Annotated in this window: 22 protein-coding genes; 14 read left to right on the top strand and 8 right to left on the bottom strand. The window is 73.9% G+C overall.

What is annotated here, in order from left to right:
• Positions 1-75: 75 nt before the first annotated feature.
• From glnII to SNE206_RS17535, 4 genes are all read right to left on the bottom strand, one after another.
• Complete coding sequence (gene glnII, locus SNE206_RS17550; protein ID WP_407914317.1) at positions 76-1,098, bottom strand: glutamine synthetase; 1,023 nt, start codon at positions 1,096-1,098, stop codon at positions 76-78.
• 181 nt (positions 1,099-1,279) lie between these two features.
• Positions 1,280-2,206, bottom strand: a complete 927-nt coding sequence (locus tag SNE206_RS17545) for an SCO1860 family LAETG-anchored protein (protein ID WP_407914316.1) — start codon at positions 2,204-2,206, stop codon at positions 1,280-1,282.
• A gap of 284 nt (positions 2,207-2,490) precedes the next feature.
• A complete protein-coding gene (locus SNE206_RS17540) occupies positions 2,491-3,168 on the bottom strand; it encodes a uracil-DNA glycosylase (protein WP_407914315.1) in 678 nt (225 codons plus the stop codon).
• A gap of 35 nt (positions 3,169-3,203) precedes the next feature.
• Positions 3,204-4,295 (bottom strand): amidohydrolase family protein, encoded by a 1,092-nt coding sequence (locus tag SNE206_RS17535; protein ID WP_407914314.1) that lies wholly within the window; start codon positions 4,293-4,295, stop codon positions 3,204-3,206.
• Positions 4,296-4,401: 106 nt separating this feature from the next.
• Between SNE206_RS17535 and SNE206_RS17530 the strand changes: the two genes are divergently transcribed.
• Entirely contained in the window at positions 4,402-5,544 is a 1,143-nt protein-coding gene (locus SNE206_RS17530) for a pyridoxal-phosphate-dependent aminotransferase family protein (protein WP_407914313.1), read from the top strand.
• A gap of 132 nt (positions 5,545-5,676) precedes the next feature.
• On the opposite strand, the gene SNE206_RS17525 is transcribed toward SNE206_RS17530, so the two are convergent.
• Together SNE206_RS17525 and SNE206_RS17520 are read right to left on the bottom strand one after the other, a co-directional pair.
• On the bottom strand, positions 5,677-7,254 hold the full coding sequence (locus tag SNE206_RS17525; RefSeq protein WP_407914312.1) for an arabinogalactan endo-beta-1,4-galactanase: 1,578 nt from the start codon (positions 7,252-7,254) through the stop codon (positions 5,677-5,679).
• A 224-nt stretch (positions 7,255-7,478) separates the two neighbouring features.
• A complete protein-coding gene (locus SNE206_RS17520) occupies positions 7,479-9,533 on the bottom strand; it encodes a beta-galactosidase (protein WP_407914311.1) in 2,055 nt (684 codons plus the stop codon).
• A 249-nt stretch (positions 9,534-9,782) separates the two neighbouring features.
• Between SNE206_RS17520 and SNE206_RS17515 the strand changes: the two genes are divergently transcribed.
• The 4 genes from SNE206_RS17515 to SNE206_RS17500 all read left to right on the top strand — a co-directional run bounded on the left by SNE206_RS17515 (position 9,783) and on the right by SNE206_RS17500 (position 14,082).
• Positions 9,783-11,099, top strand: coding sequence for an ABC transporter substrate-binding protein (locus tag SNE206_RS17515; RefSeq protein ID WP_407914310.1), 1,317 nt, complete (start codon positions 9,783-9,785; stop codon positions 11,097-11,099).
• A 79-nt stretch (positions 11,100-11,178) separates the two neighbouring features.
• A complete protein-coding gene (locus SNE206_RS17510) occupies positions 11,179-12,093 on the top strand; it encodes a carbohydrate ABC transporter permease (protein ID WP_407914309.1) in 915 nt (304 codons plus the stop codon).
• Position 12,094: 1 nt separating this feature from the next.
• On the top strand, positions 12,095-13,000 hold the full coding sequence (locus SNE206_RS17505; RefSeq protein ID WP_405011141.1) for a carbohydrate ABC transporter permease: 906 nt from the start codon (positions 12,095-12,097) through the stop codon (positions 12,998-13,000).
• Positions 13,001-13,035: 35 nt separating this feature from the next.
• The gene (locus SNE206_RS17500) at positions 13,036-14,082 is read left to right on the top strand and encodes a LacI family DNA-binding transcriptional regulator (RefSeq protein WP_407914308.1); all 1,047 of its coding nucleotides are present in this window, start codon (positions 13,036-13,038) and stop codon (positions 14,080-14,082) included.
• Positions 14,083-14,115: 33 nt separating this feature from the next.
• On the opposite strand, the gene SNE206_RS17495 is transcribed toward SNE206_RS17500, so the two are convergent.
• Positions 14,116-15,279, bottom strand: coding sequence for a hypothetical protein (locus SNE206_RS17495; protein WP_407914307.1), 1,164 nt, complete (start codon positions 15,277-15,279; stop codon positions 14,116-14,118).
• Between the two features lie 483 nt (positions 15,280-15,762).
• Between SNE206_RS17495 and SNE206_RS17490 the strand changes: the two genes are divergently transcribed.
• The gene (locus SNE206_RS17490; RefSeq protein ID WP_407914306.1) at positions 15,763-17,355 is read left to right on the top strand and encodes a TauD/TfdA family dioxygenase; all 1,593 of its coding nucleotides are present in this window, start codon (positions 15,763-15,765) and stop codon (positions 17,353-17,355) included.
• 109 nt (positions 17,356-17,464) lie between these two features.
• Here the strand turns inward: SNE206_RS17490 and SNE206_RS17485 are convergent, their stop codons facing one another.
• Complete coding sequence (locus SNE206_RS17485) at positions 17,465-18,244, bottom strand: GntR family transcriptional regulator (protein WP_407914305.1); 780 nt, start codon at positions 18,242-18,244, stop codon at positions 17,465-17,467.
• 302 nt (positions 18,245-18,546) lie between these two features.
• Between SNE206_RS17485 and SNE206_RS17480 the strand changes: the two genes are divergently transcribed.
• The 8 genes from SNE206_RS17480 to SNE206_RS17445 all read left to right on the top strand — a co-directional run bounded on the left by SNE206_RS17480 (position 18,547) and on the right by SNE206_RS17445 (position 26,288).
• Entirely contained in the window at positions 18,547-19,716 is a 1,170-nt protein-coding gene (locus tag SNE206_RS17480) for an ABC transporter substrate-binding protein (protein ID WP_407914304.1), read from the top strand.
• Positions 19,717-19,724: 8 nt separating this feature from the next.
• Positions 19,725-20,705 (top strand): ABC transporter permease, encoded by a 981-nt coding sequence (locus SNE206_RS17475; protein WP_407914303.1) that lies wholly within the window; start codon positions 19,725-19,727, stop codon positions 20,703-20,705.
• Complete coding sequence (locus SNE206_RS17470; protein ID WP_407914302.1) at positions 20,693-21,517, top strand: ABC transporter permease; 825 nt, start codon at positions 20,693-20,695, stop codon at positions 21,515-21,517. Before SNE206_RS17475 ends, SNE206_RS17470 begins: the two co-directional genes overlap by 13 nt.
• 15 nt (positions 21,518-21,532) lie before the next feature.
• The gene (locus SNE206_RS17465) at positions 21,533-22,594 is read left to right on the top strand and encodes an ABC transporter ATP-binding protein (RefSeq protein ID WP_407914301.1); all 1,062 of its coding nucleotides are present in this window, start codon (positions 21,533-21,535) and stop codon (positions 22,592-22,594) included.
• A gap of 26 nt (positions 22,595-22,620) precedes the next feature.
• Positions 22,621-23,346: an HAD family hydrolase gene (locus tag SNE206_RS17460; RefSeq protein ID WP_407914300.1), complete on the top strand. Its 726-nt coding sequence runs from the start codon at positions 22,621-22,623 to the stop codon at positions 23,344-23,346.
• Positions 23,346-23,666, top strand: coding sequence for a DMT family transporter (locus tag SNE206_RS17455; protein ID WP_407914299.1), 321 nt, complete (start codon positions 23,346-23,348; stop codon positions 23,664-23,666). Before SNE206_RS17460 ends, SNE206_RS17455 begins: the two co-directional genes overlap by 1 nt.
• Before the next feature lie 317 nt (positions 23,667-23,983).
• Positions 23,984-24,706: a carbohydrate-binding domain-containing protein gene (locus tag SNE206_RS17450; RefSeq protein WP_407914298.1), complete on the top strand. Its 723-nt coding sequence runs from the start codon at positions 23,984-23,986 to the stop codon at positions 24,704-24,706.
• 175 nt (positions 24,707-24,881) lie between these two features.
• Positions 24,882-26,288 (top strand): endonuclease/exonuclease/phosphatase family protein, encoded by a 1,407-nt coding sequence (locus SNE206_RS17445; protein ID WP_407914297.1) that lies wholly within the window; start codon positions 24,882-24,884, stop codon positions 26,286-26,288.
• The last annotated feature ends 6 nt before the right edge of the window (positions 26,289-26,294 follow it).

Below are 26,294 nucleotides of genomic sequence, written 5' to 3'. Positions count from 1 at the left end.
GGGAAACACGCCCGCCGCCCTCCTCCGCACGGATGCGGAGGGGAGCGGCGGGCGGGAGCTCTGCGGGAGCGGGGATCAGACCTGGCCGGCCTTCTCCAGGGCCTCGCAGCAGGTGTTGATCAGGAGGCGGGTGACGACGTAGGGGTCGACGTTCGCGTTCGGGCGGCGGTCCTCGATGTAGCCCTTCTGGTCCACCTCGACCTGCCACGGGATGCGGACGGAGGCGCCGCGGTTGGACACGCCGTAGGAGTAGACGTTCCACGGGGCGGTCTCGTGCTTGCCGGTGAGGCGGGACTGGATGTCGTCACCGTACTGGGAGACGTGCTCCAGGACCTTCTCCTCGGAGGTGCCGAGCGACTCGCAGGCGGTGATGATGGCGTCGTAGCCCTCACGCATCGCCTTGGTGGAGAAGTTGGTGTGCGCACCCGCGCCGTTCCAGTCGCCACGGGCCGGCTTGGCGTCCAGGGTGGCGTCGATGCCGAACTCCTCGGCGGTGCGGTAGAGCAGGTAGCGCGAGAGCCACATGTCGTCGGACACGGTCAGCGCGTCGACGGGGCCGATCTGGAACTCCCACTGGCCGGGCATGACCTCGGCGTTGATGCCGCAGATCGCCAGGCCGGCGTCGAGGCAGCGGTCGAGGTGCAGCTCGACGATCTCGCGACCGAAGACCTCCTCGGCGCCGACGCCGCAGTAGTAACCGCCCTGCGGGGCCGGGAAGCCGCCCTCGGGGAAGCCGAGCGGGCGCGAGCCCTTGAAGAAGGTGTACTCCTGCTCGATGCCGAAGATCGACTCCTGAGCGGCGTACTGCTCGGCCACCGGGCGCAGCTTGGCACGGGTGTTGGACACGTGCGGGGTGCCGTCGATCTCGAAGACCTCGCACAGCACCATGATGTTGTCGCCGCCGCGGATCGGGTCCTTGACGACCTTCACGGGCTCCAGCACGCGGTCGGAGGCGTGGCCCTCGGCCTGGTTGGTCGACGAACCGTCGAAGCCCCACGTGGGGATCTTGTCCGCGTTAGGCAGCACCCGGGTCTTGGAACGGAGCTTGGCGGTCGGCTCGGTGCCGTCGATCCAGATGTACTCGGCCTTGATTGCCATTGCGGGGAACCTCACTGCTTCGGTGGTGGGTGCCCGCGTAGCGTCGCAAGTTACCGTTTCCCCGTTGTTCCTCCCATGTAACGCCCATGTGAACCAACCGTCCGCGGCGGCACGCTCACGGTCGGGCAGTGCACGTCTCACCATACGGGCGATCCGTGGGACGGCCGGTCCATCAGGGGTATCAGCGGTGGCGTGCGCGGGCCCGGCGGCGGCGGGTCGTCCAGGTCACCGCACCCCCTGCGACCAGCAGCGCAGCCGCCCCGGCGAGCAGGGTGCCGGTGCCGGTGCTGCCGGTGGCGGCGAGCACCGGCGCCTCCTTCGGCGGCGCCGGACGGTTGGCCGCGGTGGTCGACGGAGCCGCCGAAGTGGTCTGGACCACACGCGAGGGGGCGGGCTTCTCGCACGAGACGGAGGCGACCGTGACGCGGCCGGTCACCCGGGCGACGTTCAGATTCAGCGGATTGACGTCGACCGACAGCTCCAGGGCGGACGCCGCCGCCGTGGCCGAGGTGACGTTCCTGCGCGAGAACTCGACCTCCACCGTGCCGACCGCCGGCACCACCACCCGGGTCGGGCTGTTCAGTCCGACCGTGACCGGACGGCCCAGGACGGTCAGCCGGACCGGCGAGGACACCTTCGCCGTGGGCTGCCCGTCGACCGGGCACGTCACCTCGGCGGTGAGCGCCTCCAGGCCGAGCAGCGTGAGGCCGGACAGGCCCGGGACGTGCAGATCGGCCCCGGCCAGCGTCACGGAGGCGGAGGTGCCCCGCGCGTCCACGTGCGTGACCGACTTCCCGGCCTCGGCCTTCACCAGCGTGACCGGCCGGCCGCGGTCGACGCCGTCGACCTTCGCGGTGAGCACGGAGCCGTCGCGCTCGGCGGGCGTCTGCACCTTGTTGAGCGTGATGTTCACCGGCACGTCGACCGCCTTGTCGAGCAGCGAGACGTGGAGGTCGAGCTCCGCCGTCACGGCGCGGGCGCTGCCCGCGGACGGCCCGGGGGTGTCCGCGTGCGCGGCGGCGGGGAGGGCGAGCGCCGAGGCGGCGAGGCCGGCGGCGGTGACGGCGCGCACCGCGGCGGCGGCACGGGCGGAGGCAAGGGACGGCATGACGGGAGGACCCCCAACACATGGTGTTCCGGGAGAGCGCGCCACCGGCGTCACCCCGCACGGGCGCAGCAGTGCGCACACCGGGCGGAGGATGGGGCTCGTGCTCTGGACTGACATCCAGTCTCACTCGAACGATCCGTCACATCAGCATCACGGAGCGTCAGTCCACTCCTTCGAGTGAAGTTGACGCCATGGGCTGACGCCCGTCCTTCGGCCCCGAACCGCCCGCCGGCCCCCGGCCCGGCCTGCGGAACCCCCGCCCCGCCGCCGGATCCCGGCCCGGCCTACGGCAGGCGCCAGTCCACCGGCTGCGCGCCCTGCCGGACCAGCAGCTCGTTCGCGCGGCTGAACGGCCGCGAGCCGAAGAAGCCGCGGTCGGCGGACATCGGACTCGGGTGGGCCGACTCGATGGCCGGCACCTCGCCGAGCAGCGGACGCAGGTTGCGGGCGTCCCGGCCCCAGAGGATCGCCACCAGCGGACCGCCGCGGGCCACCAGGGCGCGGATCGCCTGCTCGGTGACCTCCTCCCAGCCCTTGCCGCGGTGCGCGTTGGGCGTGCGGGGGGCGACGGTGAGCGAGCGGTTGAGCAGCAGGACGCCCTGCTGTGTCCACGGAGTGAGATCCCCGTTGGACGGCGGCGGGAAGCCGAGGTCCTGCCCGTACTCCTGGAAGATGTTGACCAGGCTCGGCGGGATCGGCCGCACCTCGGGCGCGACCGAGAACGACAGCCCCACCGCGTGGCCGGGCGTCGGGTAGGGGTCCTGACCGACGATCAGGACCCGCACCGACTCCAGGGGCTGCTGGAACGCGCGCAGCACGTTCGGGCCGGCGGGCAGGTACGTGCGGCCTGCGGCGATCTCGGCGCGCAGGAAGTCGCCCATGGCCGCGACCCGGCCCGCTACGGGCTCCAGGGCGCGGGCCCAGCCGGGCTCGACAATCTCGTTGAGTGGACGCGGTGCCATGGGCGTCACCCTATCGGCCCCCACGGACACGCCCGTCAGGCGACCACGCGCCCCCGCAGCACCACGGCCTGCGGATCCGCCAGCACCCGGACGTCCGCGCGCGGATCCTCGGCGTACACGACCAGGTCGGCGGAGGCCCCCTCGGTCAGGCCGTCCCGGCCGAGCCACGCCCGCGCGCCCCAACTCGCCGCCGAAAGCGCCTCGGTGGGGGTCAGGCCGGCCTTCACCAGCTCGGCCGCCTCCTCCGCGACCAGGCCGTGGGCGAGCGAGCCGCCCGCGTCGGTGCCGACGTACAGCGGGACGCCCGCGTCGTGCGCGGCGCCGACGGTGGCGTACCGGCGCTCGTGCAACTGCCGCATGTGCGCCGACCAGGCAGGGAACTTCTGCTCGCCGCCCGCCGCGAGCCGCGGGAAGGTCGCGATGTTGACCAGGGTCGGCACCACCGCCACGCCGCGCTCGGCGAACAGCGGGATCAGCTCCTCGGTCAGCCCGGTGCCGTGCTCGATGCAGTCGATGCCCGCGGCGAGGAGGTCGGGCAGCGACTCGGCGGCGAAGCAGTGCGCGGTGACCCGGGCCCCCTCCTCGTGCGCCGCGGCGATCGCCTCGCGCAGCGCGTCGCCCGGCCAGCAGGCGGCGAGGTCGCCGGTGCCGCGGTCGATCCAGTCGCCGACCAGCTTCACCCAGCCGTCGCCGCGCCGGGCCTCGTGGCGGACGAACGCCGCCAGGTCGCCCGGCTCGATCTCGTGCGCGTAGTTGCGGATGTAGCGGCGGGTCCGGGCGATGTGCCGCCCCGCCCGGATGATCCTCGGCAGGTCGTCGCGGTCGTCGATCCACCGGGTGTCGGCGGCCGACCCGGCGTCGCGGATGAGCAGCGTGCCGGCGTCACGGTCGGTGAGCGCCTGCTTCTCGCTGGTCTCGGCGTCGACGGCGCCGTGCGCGTCCAGGCCGACATGGCAGTGCGCGTCGACCAGGCCCGGCAGGGCCCACCCGGCGACCGACTGCACGTCGGCGGCGCGCGCGGGGCGGTCGAAGGTGATCCGGCCGTCCACGACCCACAGCTCGTCCCGGACGTCCTCGGGCCCGACCAGCACCCGGCCCCTGATGTGCAGCACCGCACCGTCGCTCATGCCCGGCACTCTACCGACGGCGGCCGGGCGGCCCGGCGCCTGCCGCGGGCGAGCGGTGCGGCAGACTGGACCGCACGAGCCGTCCGTACCCGAAAGGTCGTCGCGCATGTCCCCGTTCCTGGACCTCCCGCCGCTGACCGCCGCCCGGTTCGCCGCCATCGAGGACCGGGTGGCCGCCCTGCTGCACACCACCGCCGACGTGATCGTCACCCAGGGCGAGGCGCTGCTGCCGCTGGAGGCCGCGATCCGCAGCGCGGTGCGCCCGGGCACCACGGCGCTCAACATCGTCACCGGCCCGTACGGGCAGACCTTCGGCGGCTGGCTGCGCGACTGCGGCGCCGAGGTCGTCGACCTGGCCGTGCCCTACGACACCGCGGTCGGCGCCGACCGGGTCGCGGCGGCGCTGCGGGCGCACCCGGAGACCTCGTTCGTGTCGCTGGTGCACGCCGAGGCGGCGACCGGCAACACCAACCCGGTGGCGGAGATCGGCGCCGCCGTCCGCGCGCACGGCGCGCTGCTGATGCTGGACGCCGTCGCGTCGGTCGCCGCCGAACCGCTGCACACCGACGCCTGGGGGGTCGACCTGTGCGTCATCGGCGGGCAGAAGGCCATGGGCGGCCCGGCCGGCGTCTCCGCCGTCTCCGTCTCCGCCCGCGCCTGGCAGGCGATCACGGCCAACCCGCGGGCCCCGCGCCGCTCCTACCTCTCGCTGCTCGACTGGAAGGAGCGCTGGACGGACGCCGGACGCACCGCGCTCCCCCACGCACCGGCCCAGCTGGAGATGCTCGCACTCGACGCCTGCCTCGACCGGATCGCCGCCGAGACGCTGCCCGCGACCATCGCCCGGCACCGCGCCGCCGCCGCGGCGACCCGGGCCGGCCTCCGCAGCCTCGGCCCGCTCGCGCCGTACGTGACGAGCGACGGGCACGCCGCGCCCGTCGCCACCACCGTCCGCACCCCGGCCGGGCTGGACGCCCGCGAGCTCGCCGCCGCCGCCCTGCGCAGCGACCCCGCCGTGCCGGTGCAGGCCGGCGGCGGGGCCCTCGCCGCGGAAATGCTGCGGATCAACCATTACGGCCCGGCCGCCGCGCTCGGCACCGTGCAGGCCTCCCTCACCGCGCTGGCCGCCGCCCTGGACACCGTGCGCGCGGACGGCGTGCACACGGACACCCTGCATTCGGACGGCGCCGACGCGGAGGCCGCCCGCGGTGCGGCCGCCACGGCCTGGACGGCGGCCCTCGCCGGCTGACCGACTGACCGGCTGCCGCTACGCGCGGCTACGGCGTACGGGTCGACGACGGTGTGCGGCCACCACCGGGCCACCAGGCAACCAGGCAACCGCGCCCGGCCGGAGGTCCGGCCGGGCGCGGCGACGGGCGGGTCAGCGGTGGGCCAGCCAGCTCATGGCGGCGGTCGGCTTGTGGCTGTAGTCGAACAGCGCCTGGTTCTCCCAGGCGTTGCCGGAGGAGGCGTCGGCCGGATCCCAGCCGTTGCCGGTGACGGCCGTCCAGGCGGGCTCCCAGTAGAAGGCGCCGAGGCCCTTGCCGTTGGGCACGGCCTCCACGACGTTGAGCACGTCGCGCAGCGCGGCGGCCTGGCCGGCCTGGGTGGCCGGGTAGCCGGTGGTCAGCTGGGAGCTGGTGGCGAGGTTGTTCTCCAGGGAGTCGTTGTTGTCGAGGGTGAACGCGTACGCGGTCTCGGCGACGACGACCTTCTTGTTGTAGCGGGACGCCATGTCGTCGAGGGTGGTCTGCAGGTCGTTCAGCGGGCCGTGCCAGTAGCTGTAGTAGGACAGCCCGATGATGTCGAACGGCACGCTGCGGGAGACCGCGTTGTCGAAGAAGGTGCGGGCACCGGCGTCGTCACCGCCCTTGGCGAGGTGCAGCACGACCTGGGTGGAGGAGCTGACCGCCTTGGCCGCGTTGGCGCCCTGGGTGAGGAACGAGGCGAGGTTCGTCCAGTTGGAGGTGGAGCCCTCCGGCCAGAGCATGCCGCCGTTGATCTCGTTGCCGATCTGCACCATGTCGGCGGTGGTGCCCTGCGCCTTCAGGGCGTTGAGCACGTCGTAGGTGTGGTTGTAGACGGCGGTGGCGAGCTGGGCCGCGGTGTAGGACGACCAGGCCGCGGGCTTGGTCTGGGTGCCCGGGTCGGCCCAGATGTCGGAGTAGTGGAAGTCGATGAGGATCTTCATGCCCTGGGCCTTGGCGCGGGTGGCCATCGCCAGCACCTTGGCCTTGGTGTTGTAGCCGTCGGCGGGGTTCACCCAGACCTTCAGCCGCACGTAGTTGGCGCCCGCCGAGTGGAGGACGGTCAGGGCGTCGGCGGAGGTGCCGTTGGCGTACGCGTAGGTGCCGCCCTTGTCCTCGCTCTTCTTCAGGGTGGAGACGTCGACGCCGCGGGCGGCGACGGTGGTGGTGCCGGAGGTGAACGTGAGGTCGTCGACGTTGAGCCAGTTTCCGGCGTTCGCGTCGGAGGTGATGCTGATGGTGCACTGGCCGCCGGTCACGGAGACCGGGGTGACGATCCTGATCCAGCCGCCGTTCGGGGTGACGGGGAGGTCGGTGCGCTGCTCGGTGCCGCCGCAGTTCTTCAGCGCGAGGTAGGCGGCGTTCTGCCCGCCGCCGGAGCGGACCCACGCGGTCAGCGTGTAGTTCCCGTTGGTGAGCCCGGAGAGGTACTGGTAGGTCTCGACCTTGTAGGCGGAGGCGGACCAGTGGGTGAGCCGGTACGAGCCGGTGTGGCCGCCGGCCTCGGTGTAGGAGGCGGCGGTCTGGCCGGCGGCGGAGTAGGTGGACCAGCCGGTGGGGGTGGCGGTCGCCGCGCTGCCGGTCTCGAAGCCGGGGTTGGTGATCGTGGCGGCAGCCTGTGCGGAGGCCGCGGGGAGCGCCACCGTGGCAGCGGTGGAGATCATGAGCGAAGCTGCGCCGCTGACCAGCAGGCGCTTGATTCCCTGATGCATCGTCATCCTTGGCGATGAGGTGGGGTGGGGGAGGTACTGCCGTGGGGGTGACGGCGGGTGCGGCGGCGTGTTGGGGAACACCGCCGCACCCGCCGGGCAGGGCACCTGCCCGGACCGACCCTCGGCGGGCCGGGCAGGGGATCGGGGTGGAGGGGTGGGGGCCCGGCGGCGGTCTCGCCGGGTCTGCCGGCCCGGACCGCCCCTCGACGGTCCGGGCGGGGGGATCAGCGGCGGACGACCCGCGTGGCGCCGGCGGGGACGTCCAGGTGGCCGTCGACCGGGGTGCCGGTGAGCAGTTCGGTGCCGCCGCCGGGCAGCGGGATGCGGGCGTCGGCGCCGGTGTGGTTGACGGCGAAGAGGTAGCGGCCGGTCGCGCCGACCCGCTCCACGACCTCGACGTCGCGCGGCAGGTCGCGGGCGGGCAGCCCGGCGTCGGCGCAGGCCAGGGCGAGCACCGCGTCGAGGCCGGAGGCGTCGAGCCGGGTGGAGACGTACCAGGCGGTGCCGTCGCCGAGGGAGTTCCGGGTGACGGCGGGGCGTCCGGCGGCCGGGCCGTCGGTGTACGTCCAGCGCGTCTCGGCGCCGCGGGGCACGACGAACTCCGCCCAGGCGTCGCCGGTCGGCTCGCCGGCCGGGCCGGAGAGCCGCACCGTCTGGTGCTGCCGCAGCGGGGCGAACTCCTCGACGGTGAGGCCGAGGACCTCGCGCAGCGCCCCGGGGTGGGCGCCGGGGTGCACGGTGTCGTACTGGTCGACGATGCCGGAGAAGTACGAGACGGCGAGGGTGCCGCCGCCCTCGACGTACCGGCGGAGGTTGCGGGAGGCCGCCTCGGTCATCAGGTAGAGCGCGGGGACGAGCACCAGCGGGTGGCCGGAGAGGTCGTCCTCGGGGTGGGCGAAGTCGAGCGTGAGGTGGCGGTCGTAGGCCGCGGCGTACCAGCGGTCGGCCTGGTCGCGGGCGTCGAGCTCGACGCTGGGCCGCCACTCCAGCTTCTGCGCCCACCACGACTGCCAGTCCCACAGGAGGGCGGCGTCGGCCACGACGCGGCTGCCGCGGACGTCGCCGAGGGAGCCGAGCGACCCGCCGAGCTCGACGACCTCGCGCCAGATCCGGCTGTCGGTGCCGGCGTGCGGCAGCATCGCGGAGTGGAACTTCTCGGCGCCGTAGCGCGAGGCGCGCCACTGGAAGAACATCGCGCCGTCGGAGCCGCGGGCGACGTGGGCGAGGCTGTTGCGGGCCATCTCGCCGGGCTGCTTGACGAGGTTGCGGGGCTGCCAGTTGACGGCGCCGGTGGAGTGCTCCAGCAGCAGCCACGGGCGGCCGCCGGCGACGGAGCGGGTGATGTCGGCCGACATCGCGAGGTTGATGTGGTTCCGCTCGCCCTCGGCGACGAGGTAGTGGTCGTTGGAGACGAGGTCGACCTCGCGGCCCCACGCCCAGTAGTCGATGGACTCGCACTGCGAGAGTGCGGTCATGAAGTTGGTGGTCACCGGGATGCCCGGTGACAGCCGGTGCAGGATGTCGCGCTCGCGGACGAAGTTGGCCAGCAGGGCGTCGCTGGTGAAGCGCGCCCAGTCGAGCTGCTGGCCGGGGTTGCCCGCGGTGGGGGTGGTCCGCGGCGGGCGGACGTCCTCCCAGCGGCTGTAGCTCTGCCCCCAGAAGGTGGTGCCCCAGGCCTCGTTGAGCTCCTTGAGGGTGGTGTACCGGTCGCCGAGCCAGCGGCGGAAGTGCGCGGCGGAGGTGTCGCAGTAGCAGGCGCTGACCGGCACGCCGTACTCGTTGTGGACGTGCCAGAGGGCGACCGCGGGGTGGCTGCCGTAGCGCAGGCCGAGCTGCTCGGTGATCGCGGCGGAGGCCTCGTGGTAGGCGGGCGAGCTGTGGCAGATCGCCCCGCGCGAGCCGAACTCGTAGCGGACGCCCTCGCGGGTGACCGGGAGCGCGTCGGGGTGCTCGCGGTAGAACCACGCCGGGGGCACGACGGTGGGGGTGCCGAGGTCGGCGCGGATGCCGTGCTCGTGCAGCAGGTCGAGGAGGCGGTCGAGCCAGGCGAAGTCGTACACGCCGCGCTCGGTCTCCAGGAGGGCCCAGGAGAAGATCCCGACGCTGACCATGGTGACGCCGGCCTCGCGCATGAGGCGGACGTCCTCGTGCCAGACCTCTTCCGGCCACTGCTCGGGGTTGTAGTCGCCGCCGTAGGCGAGGGCGTCGAGACCGACCGGCCATAGCGTGCGACCGGCGTCCCCGGTGGGGGCCTTGTCGTGAGTCAGCGGGTGATCCATGGCGGCTCCATCTGGCAAGACTGTGAACGTACACAGCCTTGGGCTTGCTGTGTTTCGGCAAGATAACCGTATGAGGCAGGGGATTGACAAGTGTCCGCCGCGTTTCCGTACTGTGAACGTGCACAAGGGACGGCCGCGGTTCCGGGTGCCACCGGAAACCAGCGCCGGTCATCGCACAGCCCTCACCGCACAACCCTCACCGCACACCCCCCACCTCGCTCCCCCACGCAGTGATCCACGGGAGGATCCATGCACCGTCGCCTCGCCCTCGCCTCGGCCGCCGCGCTCTGCGGCACGCTCGCCCTGACCGCCTGCGGCAGCAGCGGCACCGACTCCGATGCGGCCAAGCCGGCCGCGGGCCCGGTCAAGCTCACCTTCTGGTCCTGGACCCCCAACATGGACAAGGTCGCCGCGCTCTGGAACGCCTCGCACCCCGACATCCAGGTGTCCGTGCAGAAGCAGGCCTCCGGCGACGACCTGGTCACCAAGACCATCACCGCCGCCAAGGCCGGCAACGCCCCCGACCTCGTGCAGGCCGAGTTCCAGGCGCTGCCCACCCTGGTCAGCAACGACGTCCTCGCCGACATCTCCAAGCAGGCCGGCGACGCGAAGGGCAAGTTCGCCGAAGGCGTGTGGCAGCAGGTGACGCTCGGCTCCGACGCCGTCTACGCGATCCCCGAGGACACCGCGCCGCTCGCCTTCTACTACCGCCAGGACCTCTTCCAGCAGTACGGCCTCAAGGTGCCCACCACCTGGGCGGAGTTCGCCGACGCGGCCCGGCAGCTGAAGCAGAAGGACGCCTCGAAGGCGCTCACCACCTTCTCCGCGAACGACTCCGGCCTCTTCGCCGGCCTCGCCCAGCAGGCCGGCGCCAAGTGGTGGACGACCTCCGGCGAGACCTGGAAGGTCGCCGTCGACGACGCCGCCACCAAGAAGGTCGCCGACTTCTGGGGCGGCCTCGTCAAGGAGGGCGCCATCGACAACCAGCCGATGTACACGCCCGCCTGGAGCAAGGCCCTCAACGACGGCACCCAGATCGCCTGGGTCTCGGCCGTGTGGGCGCCGGGCGTCTTCACCTCCTCCGCGCCCGACACCAAGGGCAAGTGGGCGATCGCCCCGCTCCCGCAGTGGAACGCCGGCGAGTCCGTCACCGGCAGCTGGGGCGGCTCGACGACCGGGGTCACCACCGGTGCCGCCAAGGCCGGGCACACCGACGCCGCCGCGCAGTTCGCCACCTGGCTGAACACCGACCCGGCGGCCGTCGCCGCCCTGGTCAAGGAGGCCGGCATCTACCCGGCGGCCACCGCCGCCCAGACCGGCGGCGCCCTCGCCACCGCGCCTGACTTCTTCTCCAACCAGGCCGACTTCTACACGACGGCCGCGGAGATCGCGAAGAACACCGCTCCCGCCGCCTGGGGCCCGAACGTCAACGTCGCGTACTCCACCTTCAAGGACGCCTTCGGCAAGGCCGCGCAGGACAAGAGCGACTTCTCCGCCGCGCTGACCGCCATGCAGCAGGCCACCGTCGCGGACCTCAAGAAGAACGGCTTCAAGACCGAGGGCTGACCCTCCCGCACCGTCCGGCCCGGGGCCGCCGCCACCCGCGCGGCCCCGGGCACCGCCCCCGAGCACCCCAAGGACTGCCATGGCCTCCCCGAACACCAGGCCTGCCAGGCGCCTCGCCCCGTACGGCTTCCTCTCCCCGGCCGTCGTCCTCTTCGCCCTGTTCTTCGCCCTGCCGATCGGCTACGCGCTCTACCTGAGCTTCCGCGCCGTCCGGGTGAAGGGCCTCGGCCTGGGCGCGCACGCCCGCCAGGAGATCTGGGCCGGCCTCTCCAACTACACCTCCGCGATCTCCGATCCCGAGCTGCTGGCCGGCTCCGGCCGCACCCTGCTCTACGGCGCCCTGCTGGTGCCCACGATGCTCGGGGCGGCCCTGTTCTTCGCCCTGCTGCTGGACGTGCCGCGGGTACGTCTGCGCGCCTTCTCCCGGCTGGCGATCTTCCTGCCGTACGCGGTGCCCGGCATCGTCGCGTCCCTGCTCTGGGGCTTCCTCTACCTGCCGACCGTCAGCCCCGGCTACTTCATCCTCGACAAGGCCGGCATCGGCGGGCCCGACCTGCTGCACGGCAACGGACTCTTCGTCGCCCTCGCCAACATCGCGGTCTGGGGCGGCACCGGCTTCAACATGATCGTCATCTACACCTCGCTGCGGGCCATCCCGGCCGAGCTGTACGAGGCCGCCCGCCTCGACGGCGCCTCCGAGCTGCAGATCGCCCTGCGGATCAAGATCCCCATGGTGGCGCCCTCCCTGGTGCTCACCTTCTTCTTCTCGATGATCGCCACCCTGCAGGTGTTCAGCGAGCCGATGACCCTCAAACCGCTGACCAACTCGATGAGCTCCACCTGGAGCCCGCTGATGAAGGTCTACCGCGACGCGTTCGTCCAAGGCGACATCTACTCCGCCGCCGCCACCTCGGTGGTCGTCGCCGGCTCGACCCTCCTCCTGTCCTTCGGCTTCCTCAAGCTGGTCAACAAGCGCTCCGACGGAGGCAGCTGAGATGAGTACCGCCCTGGCCACCGGCCGCCGCACCGCCCCCGCCGCCGGCACCACCCCCGGCAACGCCGCCGCCCCGCCGCGCCGCTCGGCGTGGATCCCCTCGCTGCTCCTGCTGCTCGGCGCGGTCTACTGCCTGATCCCGATCCTCTGGGTCGTGATGGCCTCCACCAAGAGCAGCGGCGAACTCTTCACCACGTTCACCTTCTCCCCCGGCAGCGGCCTGCTCGACAACCTCTCCGAGCTCTCCGCCTACCGCGACGGCGTCTACTGGCAGTGGATGGCCAACTCCGCCCTCTACGCCGGCGTCGGCGCCCTGCTCTCCGCGGCGCTCTCCGGCGTCACCGGCTACGCCCTCGCCAAGTACCGCTTCCGCGGACGCAACGCCCTCTTCAACATCCTGCTCGCGGGCGTCCTCATGCCCCCGATCACGCTCGCCGTCCCGCAGTACCTGCTGATGGCGAAGGCCGGCCTCGCCGACAGCTACTGGTCGGTGCTGCTGCCGAGCATCGTCAGCCCGTACGGCATCTACCTGGCCCGCATCTACGCCGCCGCCGCGATCCCCGACGAGGTCGTGGAGGCCGCCCGGGTCGACGGCGCCAAGGAGTGGCGGCTCTTCCGCAGCGTCGCGCTGCCGATGATGGTGCCGGGCCTCGTCACCGTCTTCCTCTTCCAGTTCGTGGCGATCTGGAACAACTTCCTGCTGCCGTACATCATGCTCGGCGACGACCACAAGTTCCCCGTGACGGTCGGCCTGTACTCGCTGCTGCAGCAGGGGGCGAACGCGCCCGCGCTCTACACCCTCGTGATCACCGGAGCCCTGCTGTCGATCCTTCCGCTGATCGCGCTGTTCCTCGGACTCCAGCGGTATTGGCGCATCGATCTGCTCTCCGGAGCCGTAAAGTCCTGACTGTTCATCGGCACCATTCGACGAGGACCCACCCCATGACGGAACCCGCGCCCCGCGGACGGGCAGCCGGCCGGACCCGCCGCGCGCCCACCATCCACGACGTGGCCGCCGAGGCCGGCGTCTCGCGCGGCACCGTCTCCCGCGTCCTCCAGGGCGGCCACAACGTGAGCCCGGCCGCCCTGGAGGCCGTCAACGCCGCGATCAACAAGCTCGGGTACGTCGTCAACCGCGCCGCCCGCAGCCTCGTCATGCAGCGCTCCGGCTCGGTGGCCTTCCTGCTCACCGAACCGCAGGAGCGCTTCTTCGAGGACCCCAACTTCACCACCCTGCTGCGCGGTTGCACCGCCGCACTGGCCGAGCACGACATACCGCTCATCCTCATGACGGCGGGCAGCGAGGCCGAGCAGCGACGGGTCACCCGCTACCTCGCAGGCGGCCACGTCGACGGCGTGCTGCTCGTCTCCTCGCACAGCGGCAGCCCCATGCTCGACCAGCTCCGCCAGGCCGAGCTGCCCGTCGTCTCCTGCGGCAAGCCGCTCGGCCAGCGCGGCCGGGTCTCCTACGTCGCGGCCGACGACCGCGAGGGCGCCAAGGACATGGTCCGGCACCTGATCGAGGCCGGACGCCGCCGGATCGCCACCATCGCCGGCCCGCAGGACACCCCCGGCGGCGTCGAGCGGCTCTACGGCTACCGCGAGGTGCTCGGCGAGTACGGCATGGCGCACGACGACGCCCTGGTCACCGTCGGCGACTACAGCCGCGCCGCCGGCGAGGACGGCATCACCCGCCTGCTGGCCGCCGCCCCCGACCTGGACGCCGTCTTCGTCGCCTCCGACCTGATGGCCGACGGCGCCCTCGACGCCCTGCAGCGCAGCGGCCGGCGGGTGCCGGAGGACGTCGCCGTCGGCGGCTTCGACGACTCGGCGGTGGCCCTCGGCGCCCGCCCGCCGCTGACGACCATCCGGCAGCCGTGGGACCGGATCAGCGACTCGATGGTCCGCCTGCTGCTGGCACAGATCGCCGGCGAGGAACCGGCCAGCGTCATCCTGCCGACGGAGCTGGTGGTGCGGGAGTCCGCGTGACCCGCGCCGCCTCCGGCCGTCCGGCAGGTCGGCTCAGCGCGGCGGCCGGTGCCATTCGGTGACCGCCTGCCAGGCGTCCCCGAGCTGCGGAGGTGTCGCGCCGACCGCCCAGGCGCCGTCCGTGCCCGGCACGGCCGCCACCGACAGCAGGGACGCGGCGCTCTCCCCCGACGCCTCCCGCCCGGCGGGCGGGTACGACCACCGGCCGCCCCGGCCGCGCCGCGCGACACCGGGCCCGCCGGACGGACGCTCCCCCGCGGCCCACAGGGTTCCGTCCGCGGCGGCGTCCAGCGCGTGCAGGGCGCCGTCCACGGCGCCGGGTGCCGGGGCGGGCCGCCAGCGGACACCGTCCCAGTGCAGGAGGACGGGTTCGGTCGGGCCGTCGGCCGGGCCGGTGCCGCCGGCCGCCCACACGTCGTCGGGGGCGAAGGCCGCCACCGCCTCCAGCGTGGTGCTCGCCCCGTCCGTGGACGGCACCTCGACGAGCCGCCAGGCGGTGCCGTCCCAGTGCGCGGCGAGCGGCCGGCCGGTGCCGTCCGGGTCGTAGGCCGCGCCGACCGCCCAGACCCCGCCCGCGCCGTCGGAGGCGGCGGCGAGCAGCACGGCGTCGCCGCCGGGCGCCGGGACGTCGGTGCGGTGCCACGCGGCGCCGTCCCACCGGTAGGCGAGCGGGCGCGGGTCCGCGGTGCGCTCGCCGGTGCCGGCCCCGACCGCCCAGACGCCGTCGGCGTCACCGGTCAGCGCGAAGGGGTGTGCGGAGCGCCCGGTGGGCTCGTCCGGCAGCGGCACCTCGCGCCACGCGCGGCCGTCGAAGTGCAGGGCGAGGCCGCGGTCGCCCGCAGGGCCGGTGGCGCTGCCGACCGCCCACACGTCCCGCCGGCCGAGCGGCAGCACCGCGTCCAGCCCTCCGGGGCCGCCCGGCACCGTGACCCGCCGCCAGGCCCGGCCGTCGAACTGCTCGACGAGCGGGGCACGGCCCTGCGCGTCCTCCTCGTGCCCGACCGCCCAGGCCGTGTGCGGGCCCGTCGCCCGCACCCCACGGAGCTCCCGGCTGAGGCCGGCCGGCCCGGATGCGGCACCGGACGGGACACCGTGCGGGACGGTGGCGGCCGGCGGGGCCGCAGCCGTGGCGGCGGCGAGCGCGGCCAGGGTGACGGCGGCCCGGCGGACGAGCCGGCCCACCCGGCGGCCAGGCACCGGCCGGACCCCGCGCCCGGGCACTCCTCGCCCTGATGCCCGTCGCGCGATCCTCCCCCGCGCGGCTGTCGGTCGCCCGGCTGTCGGTCGCGCGGTCACCGTCCACGCCGTTGCCACCCACGCGGTCACCGTCCGCGCCCGTGCTGCCCGCGCCGTCACCGTCCGCGCCGTCACCGTCCGCGCCGTTGCTGCCCGCTCCATGCGGCGGCCTCCCCGTCCTTCGCGACCCGCCGCGGCCCCTGCCGGGCCGCTCGGAACGAGTGCATCAACAGGGAGGCGGCCGAGCGAGCGACCGTGCCACGAACCGGGTGCAGTCAACCCGATCGGGTGACACGGCGGCCCCGGCACGTCCGGCGGCACGTCCGGCGGTGCGCCCGGCGGTGCGCCCGGAGTTCGCCTGCCCGCCATCCGGCGGACGGCCCCCGTCGACCGGGCCGGTCCAGCCTGATGAACCACAGAGTTGGCTGTACAACCGGAGGACCGATGGACCCGACGCCCCTCTCCCCCCACTGGCTCCGCGACAACTGCCCCTGCCCCGGCTGCCGCGACCCGCGCAGCGGTCAGAAGCTCTTCCAGATCCACGAGCTGCCGGACGACCTGGCGATCACCGCCCGGTCGGGCACCGCGGACGCCCCGGAGATCCGGTGGTCCGACGGGCACCTCTCGCGGTACCCCGCGGGGTTCCTCGACGCGCCCGCGGAGACGGACGGCCGGGGCGAGGACGCCAAACGCCTCTGGCAGGCGGCCGACTTCGCCCGCGGCGTCCCCGGGGCCTCCTGGGCCGCCCACCGCGACGACCCCGAGGAGCGCGCGGCCGTGCTCACCGCCGTGCTCCGCTCCGGCTTCGCCCTGCTGCACGGCGTACCGGCGGAGGAGGGGCAGGTCGTCGCGGTGGCGCGCAGCTTCGGGTTCGTCCGGGAGACCAACTACGGCGAGCTGTTCGACGTCCGCGTCGAACCCGACCCGAACAACCTGGCCTTCACCACCGCCGCCGTCGCCCCGCACACCGACAACCCCTACCGCGACCCGGTGCCCACCCTGCAGCTCCTGCACTGCCTGCACAACGCGGCCACCGGGGGCGACTCCGGACTCGTCGACGGGTTCGCCGCGGCGGCCGCGCTGCGCGCCGAGGCGCCGGACGACTTCGCCGTGCTGACCCGGACCCCCGTTCCGTTCGTCTTCCGCGACCGGCGTACCGAACTGCGCGCCGAGCGGCCGCTGATCGAGACCGACGGCCTCGGCCGGATCCGCGGCGTACGGTTCAACAACCGTTCCACCGGCACCCTGCGGCTGCCCGCCGCCGAGACCGACGCCTTCTACGCGGCCTACCGGCGGTTCGCCCGCGTGCTCCTGCGGCCGGAGCTGCGGCTCGGCCTGCGGCTGACGGCCGGCGACTGCCTGATCTTCGACAACACCCGTGTGCTGCACGCCCGGACGGCCTTCGCGCCGGACGGCCGACGACACCTGCAGGGCTGCTACGCCGACCTCGACTCCCTCGTCTCCGCGCTGGCGGTGCTGCGCCGCCGGGCCGCCGCGCTGGACGAGCTGGAGGAGGCGTTCGAGGGCGAGGGGGCGGCCGAGTACCTCGGCGAGGACGTCACCCTGGCGCAGCACATGCGGCAGACCGGTGCGCTGGCCGAGGCCGCCGGTGCGCCGGACCACCTGGTGGCCGCCGCACTCCTGCACGACCTCGGCCACTTCGGCGGCACGGGACAGGAGTTGATGGGAGGACGGGACAACCGGCACGGCTCGGCGGGCGCCGACCGGCTGGCCCGGTGGTTCGGCCCGGACGTCACGGGGCCCGTCCGGCTGCACGTCGCCGCGAAGCGGTACCTGTGCACGGTGGAACCGGACTACGCGGCGGGGCTGTCCCCGGCGTCCGTGTACACGCTGGGGGTGCAGGGCGGCCCGATGGACGCGGCGGAGGCGGCGGCGTTCGCGGCCCTGCCGGGGGCGGCGGACGCCGTCGCGGTGCGGCGCTGGGACGACGCGGCCAAGGACGCAGCCGCGGAGGCCCCGCCGTTCGCCCACTTCCGGCCGCTGCTGGCCCGGTTGATGGAGCACGCCCCGGCCTGACCGGCGGACCGGGCCCCTGCGGTGACGCAGGGGCCGCAGGCCCGGGCGCGGAAGACGCGGCGCAGAAGACGCGGCGCAGGGGCCGCGGTGCAGGGGCCGCGTCCGCCGGTCAGTCGCCGTCCCGTGCGTGGCGTGAAAGCGCCGACGAGGCGAGCGAGTTGTGGATGCTGAAGGCCACCGTTCCCGGCAGGTAGCGGTCCTGGGACCACTCCACGGGGGTGCCGGTCGGGTCGGTGGTGCGGCGCTTCTCGCGCAGCAGCGGGCTGCCGCGGCGGCAGCCGAGCAGCCGGGCGTCGTCGGTGTTCGCGGAGACGACGTCGATGGTGTGGTCGGCGTCGGTGAAGAGGATGCCGTGCTCGCGCAGCGGTTCGGTGTGCGAGACGGCGTCCGGCGGCAGGTCGGCGACGATCTCGCCGACCCGCGGGGGGTAGACGGTGCGCTCGACCATGACCGGGGTGCCGGAGAGGGTGCGCAGTCGGAGCGTCACGTACACCTCGGTACCGGGTTCGAGGCGCAGTTGCTCGCACTCGGTGGCGTCGGCGCGGCGGCGGACGAGCGAGTCGAGGCTGCCGCCGGGCTCCTCGCCCATGGAGCGGGCCCAGTGGGTGAAGCTCAGGAGCTCGGAGAAGCTCTGCACGCGGGCGGCGCCGAGCACGACGCGGCGGGTGCCGCGGCGCGAGGTGACGAGGCCGTCCGCGCGCAGCAGGGCCAGGGCCTGCCGGACGGTGCCGCGGGAGACGCCGTACTGCTCGGCGAGGGCACCCTCGGCGGGCAGGCGGCCCGCCTCGCCGAAGCGGCCGGCGGCGATGCCCTCGCGCAGGTCGGCGGCCACCGTGCGGTAGAGGGAGCCGGTCGCGCGGCCGGGCCCGGGCTCGGGGTCGGATGCCATGTCGCTCGGGTGTCCTTTCCACCGGTGGTGTCCTGCGCGGTGGTTCGGCGCGGACGGCACCGACTGTAACCGTTGTCGATCACGGCATTCCGACCGGTCCCCACCGTTCCCGCAGCCGCCCCCTGGCCCGCGGCGTCCGTTCACCCTGCCGTCACCGGGCTCCGGCGTACTTACGACGTCGGTGAAGTTGGCTGGCCAACTTGGCGTCCCACGGCACCGGCGACCTCTCATCGCGAATCCCGCGCCCGTCCGGCGCACAGCCTCGGCGACCTTCGCCGCAGCCCTCACCAGGAGAACCACTCGTGACCGTGCACCGCGCCCGTGCCGCCGCCCTCGCGGCCGTGCTGACCGCCGCCGCGCTCTCCCTGTCCGCCTGCGGCTCCGCGGGCTCGACCACCGCCGCCTCCGGCGATGCCAAGTCCGGCGCCAAGTCCGCCAAGGACGCCACCTCCGCCGCCGACCTCGGGGGCATGGACGCCCTCGTCGCCGCCGCCAAGAAGGAGGGCAAGCTGCACGTCATCACGCTGCCGCACGACTGGGCGAACTACGGCAAGATCCTGGAGGGCTTCAAGGCCAAGTACGGGATCGAGATCGAGGAGGAGAACCCGGACGGCTCCAGCCAGGACGAGATCAACGCCATCACCTCCCGCAAGGGCCAGGACCGCGCCCCCGACGTCGTCGACCTCGGCAGCGCCTTCGCTCTGCAGGCCGCCAAGGACGGGCTGCTCGCCCCGTACAAGGTCGCCTCGTTCGACCAGGTCGCCGACACCATGAAGGACCCGGCGGGCCTGCGGGTCAACGACTACGGCGGCTACATCTCGATCGGCTGCGACGCGAAGAAGATCGGCACCTGCCCGAAGACCTTCGCCGACCTGCTCAAGCCCGAGTACAAGGGCAAGGTCGCGCTCAACGGCAACCCCACCAAGTCGGGTTCGGCGTTCGGCGGGGTGTACGCCGCGGCGCTGGCCAACGGCGGTTCGCTGGACGACATCAAGCCCGGCATCGACTTCTTCGGCAAGCTGAAGCAGTCCGGCAACTTCAACCCGGTCGAGTCGACGCCGGCGACCATCGAGAAGGGCGAGACCCCGATCTCGATCGACTGGTCGTACCTGAACGCCGGCTACACCGACGAGTTCAAGGCCAAGGGCATCGACTGGCAGGTCGCCGTGCCCGCCGACGGCAGCTACGCGCAGTACTACAACCAGGGCATCAACACCTGGGCGCCGCACCCCGCCGCCGCCCGCCTGTGGCAGGAGTACCTCTTCAGCGCCGAGGGCCAGAACCTCTTCCTCGGCGGCTACGCCACCCCCGCCCTCTTCGACGCCCTGAAGAAGGACGGCACCCTCGACGCCGCCGCGGCCGCCAAGCTGCCGGCCGTCGAGAAGCCCTTCACCGTCTTCCCCTCCCAGGACCAGATCACGGCCGCCAAGAAGGCCGTGACCGAGGGCTGGGCCAAGGCGATCGCGGGCTGACGGGCACCATGACCACGGCTCCCACCCCGGTGCCGACGCCGGCCGCCACCCTCCCCGGTGGCGGCCCGGCGGCCCCGGCCCCCGGCTCCCCCGCACCCACGCCCGCATCCACGCCCGCACCCACAGCAGGACGTCGCCGCCGCCGCACACCGGCCGGCCCCTGGACGGCCGCCCTGCCGCTGCTCGCGTTCTTCGCGATCGGCTTCGGCCTGCCGGCCGTCGCCATCGTCACCGGCGCGTTCACGCTCTCCTCCGACGCGGAGAGCGGCGCGGGCTCCCTCACCACCGCCAACCTCACCGACTCGGTGCAGGGCGCCTACCGGACGGCACTGCTGAGCAGCGTCGAACTCTCCGCGGTGACCGCGCTGATCGGCACCGCGATCGGCCTGCCGCTCGCCCAGGCGGTCGTCACCTCGCGCTTCCGGGTCGTCCGCGAGGCCGTGCTGACCGCCTCCGGCGTGCTCGCCAACTTCGGCGGCCTGCCGCTCGCGTTCGCCTTCGTCGCCACCCTCGGCAACGCGGGCGAGGTGACGAAGATCTTCCACCTCACCGACCACGGCTGGTCGTTGTACAGCTTCACCGGCCTGACCGTCGCCTACCTGTACTTCCTCGTCCCGCTCATGGTGCTCACCATCACCCCCGCCCTGGACGGCCTGCGCCGGCAGTGGCGCGAGGCCGCCGCCAACAACCGGGCGACCACCGTGCAGTACTGGCGGCACGTGGCCCTGCCGATCCTGCTGCCCTCGCTGCTCGGCGGCTTCGTGCTGCTCTTCGGCAGCGCGTTCGCCGCGTACGCCACCGCCTCCGCGATGGTCGGCGCGACCGTGCCGCTGATCAGCCGCCAGATCGCCGACGCCCTGTCGGGCAACGTGCTCGTCGGCCAGGGCAACCTGGCGCTCGCGCTCAGCCTCGACATGATCGTCGTCGCCGTGCTGGTGATGGCCGTGTACCTGCCCCTCCAGCGCCGGAGTGCCCGATGGCTGAGCTGATCTCCCGGCTGCGCCTGTGGCGCGGCGCCGTCCTGCTGGTGGCGGGCGTGTACTTCCTCGTCCCGATGGCAGCCTCGGTGTGGTTCTCGATCGACAGCCCGGGCGGCATCGACTTCGCCGCCTACACCGGGCTGCTGTCCGCACCCGGCTTCACCGACTCCCTGGTGCTCACGCTGGAACTCGCCGCGGTCACCGTGGTCGTCCTGCTCGCGCTGCTGGTGCCCGCGCTGATCGCCGCCCGGCTCGGCCCGGCCCGGCTGCGCACGGTGCTCGAAGTGGTCTGCACGCTACCGCTGGTGGTGCCGCCGGTGGCGCTCACCGCGGGGCTGATCGGCGTGCTGCGCTGGGGCCCGGACCACCTGATGGACACGCCGTTCTTCCAGACGGTCGTGTTCGTGCAGCAGCCGGAGTTCCCCCTCGTGCTGGTCGTCGCGTACGTGCTGATGTCGCTGCCGCTCGCGTACCGCGCCCTCGACTCCGGCCTGCGCGCGGTCGACGTGCGCACCCTCGTCGAGGCCGCCCGCAACTGCGGGGCGGGCTGGCCGCGCGCGGTCGTCACGGTGGTGCTGCCCAACCTGCGCGGCGCGCTGCTGAACGCGGCGTTCCTCACCCTGGCGCTGGTCCTCGGCGAGTTCACCGCGGCCTCGATCCTCGGGTACCAGCCGTTCGCCGTCTGGGTGTACTCGGTCGGCAACTCCAAGGGACAGATGTCCGTCGCGGTGTCCGTCCTCAGCCTGCTGATCACCTGGGTGCTGCTGCTGATGCTCGCCGCCGCGGGCCGCGAGCGCCGCACCGCACCCTCCACCTCCTGACCCGGAGTCCCTGCCATGAGCACCGTCACCCGTACCGCCGGCGCCACCGTCGAGTTCCGCGGCCTGCGCCGCGCCTTCGGCGCCACCACCGCCCTCGACGGCCTCGACCTGACCGTCGAACCGGGCGAACTCCTCGCCCTGCTCGGCCCGTCCGGCTGCGGCAAGACCACCGCGCTGCGCATCCTCGCCGGCTTCGAGACCCACGACGGCGGGGACGTCCTGGTCGACGGCGCGGCGATCACCTCGATCCCCGCGCACCGCCGCGACGCCGGCATGGTCTTCCAGTCGTACAGCCTCTTCCCGCACCTGACCGCGGTCGACAACGTCGCCTTCGGGCTGCGGATGCGCGGCACCGGCAAGGCCGAACGCCGCGCCCGGGCCGAGGAGTTGCTGGAGCTCGTCGGGCTCCCGCAGCACGCCGCCCGCTACCCGCACCAGCTCTCCGGCGGCCAGCAGCAGCGCATCGCGCTCGCCCGCGCCCTCGCCCTGGAACCCCGCGTGCTGCTCCTCGACGAACCGCTCTCCGCGCTCGACGCCAAGGTGCGGCTCAGCCTGCGCGAGGAGATCCGCCGCCTCCAGCAGGAGCTCGGCATCACCACGCTGTTCGTCACGCACGACCAGGAGGAGGCGCTGTCGATGGCCGACCGGGTCGCCGTGCTGCGGGCCGGCCGGCTGGAACAGTGCGCGGCGCCCGCCGAGTTGTACGCCCGCCCGGCGACCGCGTTCGTCGCGGAGTTCGTCGGCACCATGAGCCGCATCCCGGCCGAGCGCTCCGGCGACGGCGTCGAGGTGCTCGGCCGCCGCCACGCCGTGGACGGCACGCTGCCCGCCGACGGCCGGGTCGACGTGCTCGTCCGCCCGGAGAACGTCCGGCTCACCCCCGCCGAGGACGGACCGGCACAGGTCGTCGCCGCGTCGTTCCTCGGCGCGGTCACCCGGCTCACCGTACGGCTGGCCGACGGCACCACGGTCAAGGCCGACCTGCCCACCGCGGAGGCCGCCGCGCTGCCGATCGGCGGACGGGCCGAACTCGCCCTGCCCGAGCGGCCGGTGCTCGTCGACCACCGCGCCTCCTGAACATCCCGGAACACCGAGGTACCGCCATGCCCGCCGCACCCGACGCCACACCACCCGCCGCACCCGACGCCGCACCATCCGCCACGGCGAACGCCGCGCCGCCCGCCGTCCTCCTCGACATGGACGGCACCCTCGTCGACACCGAGCCGCTCTGGTGGCAGGCCGCCGCCGAACTCGCCGCCGAACTCGGCCTCACCCTCGGCGAGGACGACCTGCCCGACGTGCTCGGCCGCGCCGCCGAACACACCGCGGCCCATCTGCGGCGTTCCGGGTCGTCCGACCGCAGCGTGGACGATCTCACCGGCGCGCTGAACTCCGGCTTCGCCCGCAGGGTCGCCGCCGAGGTGGTGCCGAGGCCCGGCGCGCTCGCCCTGCTGGCCGGCCTGCGGGCGGCGGGCGTGCCCACCGCCCTCGTCTCCGCCTCGCCCCGGCGCGTCGTCGACCTGGTGCTGGGCGCCATCGGCCCGCAGTGGTTCACCGTCACCCTGGCTGCCGAGGACACCCCCCGCACCAAGCCCGACCCGGCGCCGTACCTCGCCGCCGCCGGGCGGCTCGGCCTCGACCCGGCGGACTGCGTGGCCGTCGAGGACAGCCCGGCCGGGGTGGCCTCCGCCACCGCGGCGGGCTGCGCGGTGCTCGCCGTGCCGTCCGCGGTGCCGATCGAGGCCGCCGGGCGGGTCACCCTGCTCGACAGCCTGGAGCAGGCCGATCTGGCCCTGCTCGGCCGGCTCGCCGCGGACCGTCCCGCCTGATGCCCTGGCTGCTGCTCGCCCTCGCCATCGCGGCGGAGGTCTGCGCGACGAGCCTGCTCAAACTCACCGACGGCTTCTCCCGGTTGTGGCCGAGCCTCGGGGTGGCAGCGGGTTACGTGCTGTCGTTCCTGCTGCTGGGCCGGGCCCTGCGGCAGATCCCGGTGTCGGTGGCGTACGCCGTGTGGTCGGGGGCGGGCACCGTCGCGGTGGCGGCGATCGGCGCGGTCTTCTTCGCCGAACCGCTGGGCCGAGCCCAGTGGTTCGGCATCGCGTTGGTGGTCCTGGGCGTGGCCGTGATCAATCTCCGCGGCAGCCGGTGACCCCGCACCCGGACGAAGGCCGAGCGGACCGGTGAACGGGCGGACGAGCGACGGACGACGGACGAGCGGACGGAACCGACGGACCCTCGGCCGCACTTAACCGATTACGGCACCCGCGCCTCCGCCCTCGCAGCAGACCGTACCTCCACGGGTATTGACCGGTTCATGTCGAGACTGGTTCCATCGAAGCGCGCCACTCCCCCGGCACGGCCCCGCACGCCGACGGCCCGCGCCCCCGGGCCCCGTCGGCCCGTGGTGCGGCACGCCTCCCGCCGGGGCCGGCCCTGTCGCGTCCCGACTCCCCGGAAGGCCCCCGCATGACGAATCGTGCCGTCACGGTTACCGTGCCCGCCGCGCTCGCCCTCCTCCTGGCGCTGTTCACCGGCGCCCCGGCCGCCACCGCGGCGAACGCCCCCAACGGCTACCCGTACTGCGTCAACGGCAGCGCCACCGACCCGGACGGCGACGGCTGGGGCTGGGAGAACAACCGCTCCTGCGTCGTCCCCGGCGGCCGGGCCGACACCGGCGGCAGCGCGGCCTGCCCGTCGGGTCTGAAGTGCGGTTCGTACAGCGTCGGCGGGCTCGGCTCCCGCAAGCAGCAGCTGCGCAACGCGGGGGCGGACGCCCTCGACCTCGCCACCGCGATGCTGGAGACCGACACCATGACCACCGGCTATCCCTACGGCGACAACAAGAGCGGTGACGCCGCCAACTTCGGCGTGTTCAAGCAGAACTGGATGATGCTGCGGGCCTCCTGCAACCAGTTCAGGGGCCAGAGCGCCGGGCAGTGGAACAACGGATCCGCGCTCAACTCCGGCCTGGGCGCCGACGTCTCCTGCCTGCACCAGAGCCGCAGCCACTACGGCGAGAGCACGTGGTTCGCCGGGCACCGCAACGGCGCCTCCGGCCTCTCGAACCCGAACACCCAGGACATCCGCAACTACCGTGCCGCGGTGTACTGGATCCGCGACCGGATCAACAGCAACACGGCCAACCTGGGCAACGACACCCGCTTCTGGGTCGAGGTCCCGGCGATCTGACCCCGCCCACCGGGCCGTCGGCACCGGACCCGGCCTCTCCGGGAGAAGTTGGACGGCCCTCCGGCGATGCGTCACCCGTCGTTCACGCCCGGTCCGCCGGGCTCCGGGTCAATGGTCGAGTTGTTCGGACAACTCGACCAGCCGCCCGGAGCCCGCGGCGGCGGACAGGACCCCTGTGGCGACCGGATCGACCCTCGCACCCACCACGACCACCGGCCCGGTCGAAGGCGACCGCCTCACCTTCCACTGGACGACCGGCGCACCCGACCCGAAGAACTGGGTCGGCACCTACGACGGCACCCGGCAGCCCGGCACCGGCTCCTCGCTGCTGTGGAAGTACACCCCGGGCGCCTCCGGCGACGTGCAGCTCGACACCTCGGCCCTGACCGGCGGCCCGTACACCGCCTACCTGCTGGCGAAGGACGGGTACGGGATCCTCGCGCAGAGCGCGCCGTTCACCTTCCGTGCGAAGCCCGCCGCCCCGCGGCCGCACGCCGTCGTGGACGCCCTGACGGCCACCCAGGTCGCCCCCGGGGCCGCCGTGTCGGTGAAGCTCGGCGGGCTCTGGACGAAGGCCGCGGGCACGCCGGTGTTCCGCAGGACGGGCGGCGACGCCTGGCTGTCCGTCGCCGCCGACGGCACGGTGAGCGGCACGGCCCCGGCGACCGCGCCCGCCGACCCGGCGGTGGTGACCGTCGGGGTGAAGGACGGCGCCGCCACCGACACCGTCACCGTGCAGGTGCCGGTACGGGCCCCGGCCGCACCGCTCCGCCTCAAAACCGCCACGTGGAACCTCGCCGCCGCGGGCGCCGCGTTCACCGACGCCCTGGAGAAGCAGCTGCGGGTGGTGCTCACCCAGGACCTCGACGTGCTGGCCCTGCAGGAGACCGCGGGCACCGCCGCGCAGGCCCTTGCGGCCGCGCTGGGCTGGTACGCCTACCAGAGCAGCGGCAGCGTCGGCATCCTCAGCCGCTACCCGCTGGCCGCGGTCACCGCGCCGACCGCCGCCCTGCCCGCCGCCGCGGCCACCGTGCAGCTGCCGGGCGGGCGCAGCGTCCGGTTCTGGGCGGCGCACCTCGACGAGGCCGGCTACGGCCCGTACGCCGTCCAGGACGGGCAGGGTGCCGCCCAGGTGGCGGCCGCGGAGGCGGCGTCCACGCGCGGGCAGCAGGCGAAGGCGCTCGCGGCGGCGGTCGGCGCCGACGTCGCGGCGGGCCGGCCGGTCGTGCTCGGTGCCGACCTCGCCTCCCCCTCGCACCTCGACTGGACGGGCACGCCCGGCCGGCCGGTCCTCGCGTGGCCGGTGACGGTGGCGCTGCAGGGCGCCGGGCTCACCGACGCCTTCCGCGCGGCGCACCCGGACCCGGTGGCGGTGCCGGGCGACACCTGGTCGCCGACGCGCAAGCTCCGCGGCAGCCGTCCGGAGCCCCAGGACCGCACCGCGCAGGTGCAGTTCGCCGGTGCGCCGGTGCTCGTCGAGGCGCACACCCTGGTCACCGGCTGGCCGCAGGCCGAGCCGGGCGCCGCCGCCAACGGCTGGCCGAGCGACACTGCCGCCGCCGTCGCCACCTTCACCCTCTGAGAGGCC

Source organism: Kitasatospora sp. NE20-6, from assembly GCF_045862635.1.
This window is presented reverse-complemented; position numbering and strand designations above follow the sequence as displayed.

Bases quoted from the DNA above. Each gene is read 5' to 3' on its own strand.
- SNE206_RS17525 (WP_407914312.1), bottom strand. From the start codon at position 7,254: ATGCATCAGGGAATCAAGCGCCTGCTGGTCAGCGGCGCAGCTTCGCTC.
- SNE206_RS17510 (WP_407914309.1), top strand. From the start codon at position 11,179: ATGGCCTCCCCGAACACCAGGCCTGCCAGGCGCCTCGCCCCGTACGGC.
- SNE206_RS17465 (WP_407914301.1), top strand. From the start codon at position 21,533: ATGAGCACCGTCACCCGTACCGCCGGCGCCACCGTCGAGTTCCGCGGC.
- SNE206_RS17520 (WP_407914311.1), bottom strand. From the start codon at position 9,533: ATGGATCACCCGCTGACTCACGACAAGGCCCCCACCGGGGACGCCGGT.
- SNE206_RS17535 (WP_407914314.1), bottom strand. From the start codon at position 4,295: ATGAGCGACGGTGCGGTGCTGCACATCAGGGGCCGGGTGCTGGTCGGG.
- SNE206_RS17540 (WP_407914315.1), bottom strand. From the start codon at position 3,168: ATGGCACCGCGTCCACTCAACGAGATTGTCGAGCCCGGCTGGGCCCGC.
- SNE206_RS17490 (WP_407914306.1), top strand. From the start codon at position 15,763: ATGGACCCGACGCCCCTCTCCCCCCACTGGCTCCGCGACAACTGCCCC.
- SNE206_RS17460 (WP_407914300.1), top strand. From the start codon at position 22,621: ATGCCCGCCGCACCCGACGCCACACCACCCGCCGCACCCGACGCCGCA.
- SNE206_RS17470 (WP_407914302.1), top strand. From the start codon at position 20,693: ATGGCTGAGCTGATCTCCCGGCTGCGCCTGTGGCGCGGCGCCGTCCTG.
- SNE206_RS17500 (WP_407914308.1), top strand. From the start codon at position 13,036: ATGACGGAACCCGCGCCCCGCGGACGGGCAGCCGGCCGGACCCGCCGC.
- SNE206_RS17505 (WP_405011141.1), top strand. From the start codon at position 12,095: ATGAGTACCGCCCTGGCCACCGGCCGCCGCACCGCCCCCGCCGCCGGC.
- SNE206_RS17450 (WP_407914298.1), top strand. From the start codon at position 23,984: ATGACGAATCGTGCCGTCACGGTTACCGTGCCCGCCGCGCTCGCCCTC.
- SNE206_RS17485 (WP_407914305.1), bottom strand. From the start codon at position 18,244: ATGGCATCCGACCCCGAGCCCGGGCCCGGCCGCGCGACCGGCTCCCTC.
- SNE206_RS17475 (WP_407914303.1), top strand. From the start codon at position 19,725: ATGACCACGGCTCCCACCCCGGTGCCGACGCCGGCCGCCACCCTCCCC.
- SNE206_RS17530 (WP_407914313.1), top strand. From the start codon at position 4,402: ATGTCCCCGTTCCTGGACCTCCCGCCGCTGACCGCCGCCCGGTTCGCC.
- SNE206_RS17515 (WP_407914310.1), top strand. From the start codon at position 9,783: ATGCACCGTCGCCTCGCCCTCGCCTCGGCCGCCGCGCTCTGCGGCACG.
- glnII (WP_407914317.1), bottom strand. From the start codon at position 1,098: ATGGCAATCAAGGCCGAGTACATCTGGATCGACGGCACCGAGCCGACC.
- SNE206_RS17545 (WP_407914316.1), bottom strand. From the start codon at position 2,206: ATGCCGTCCCTTGCCTCCGCCCGTGCCGCCGCCGCGGTGCGCGCCGTC.
- SNE206_RS17455 (WP_407914299.1), top strand. From the start codon at position 23,346: ATGCCCTGGCTGCTGCTCGCCCTCGCCATCGCGGCGGAGGTCTGCGCG.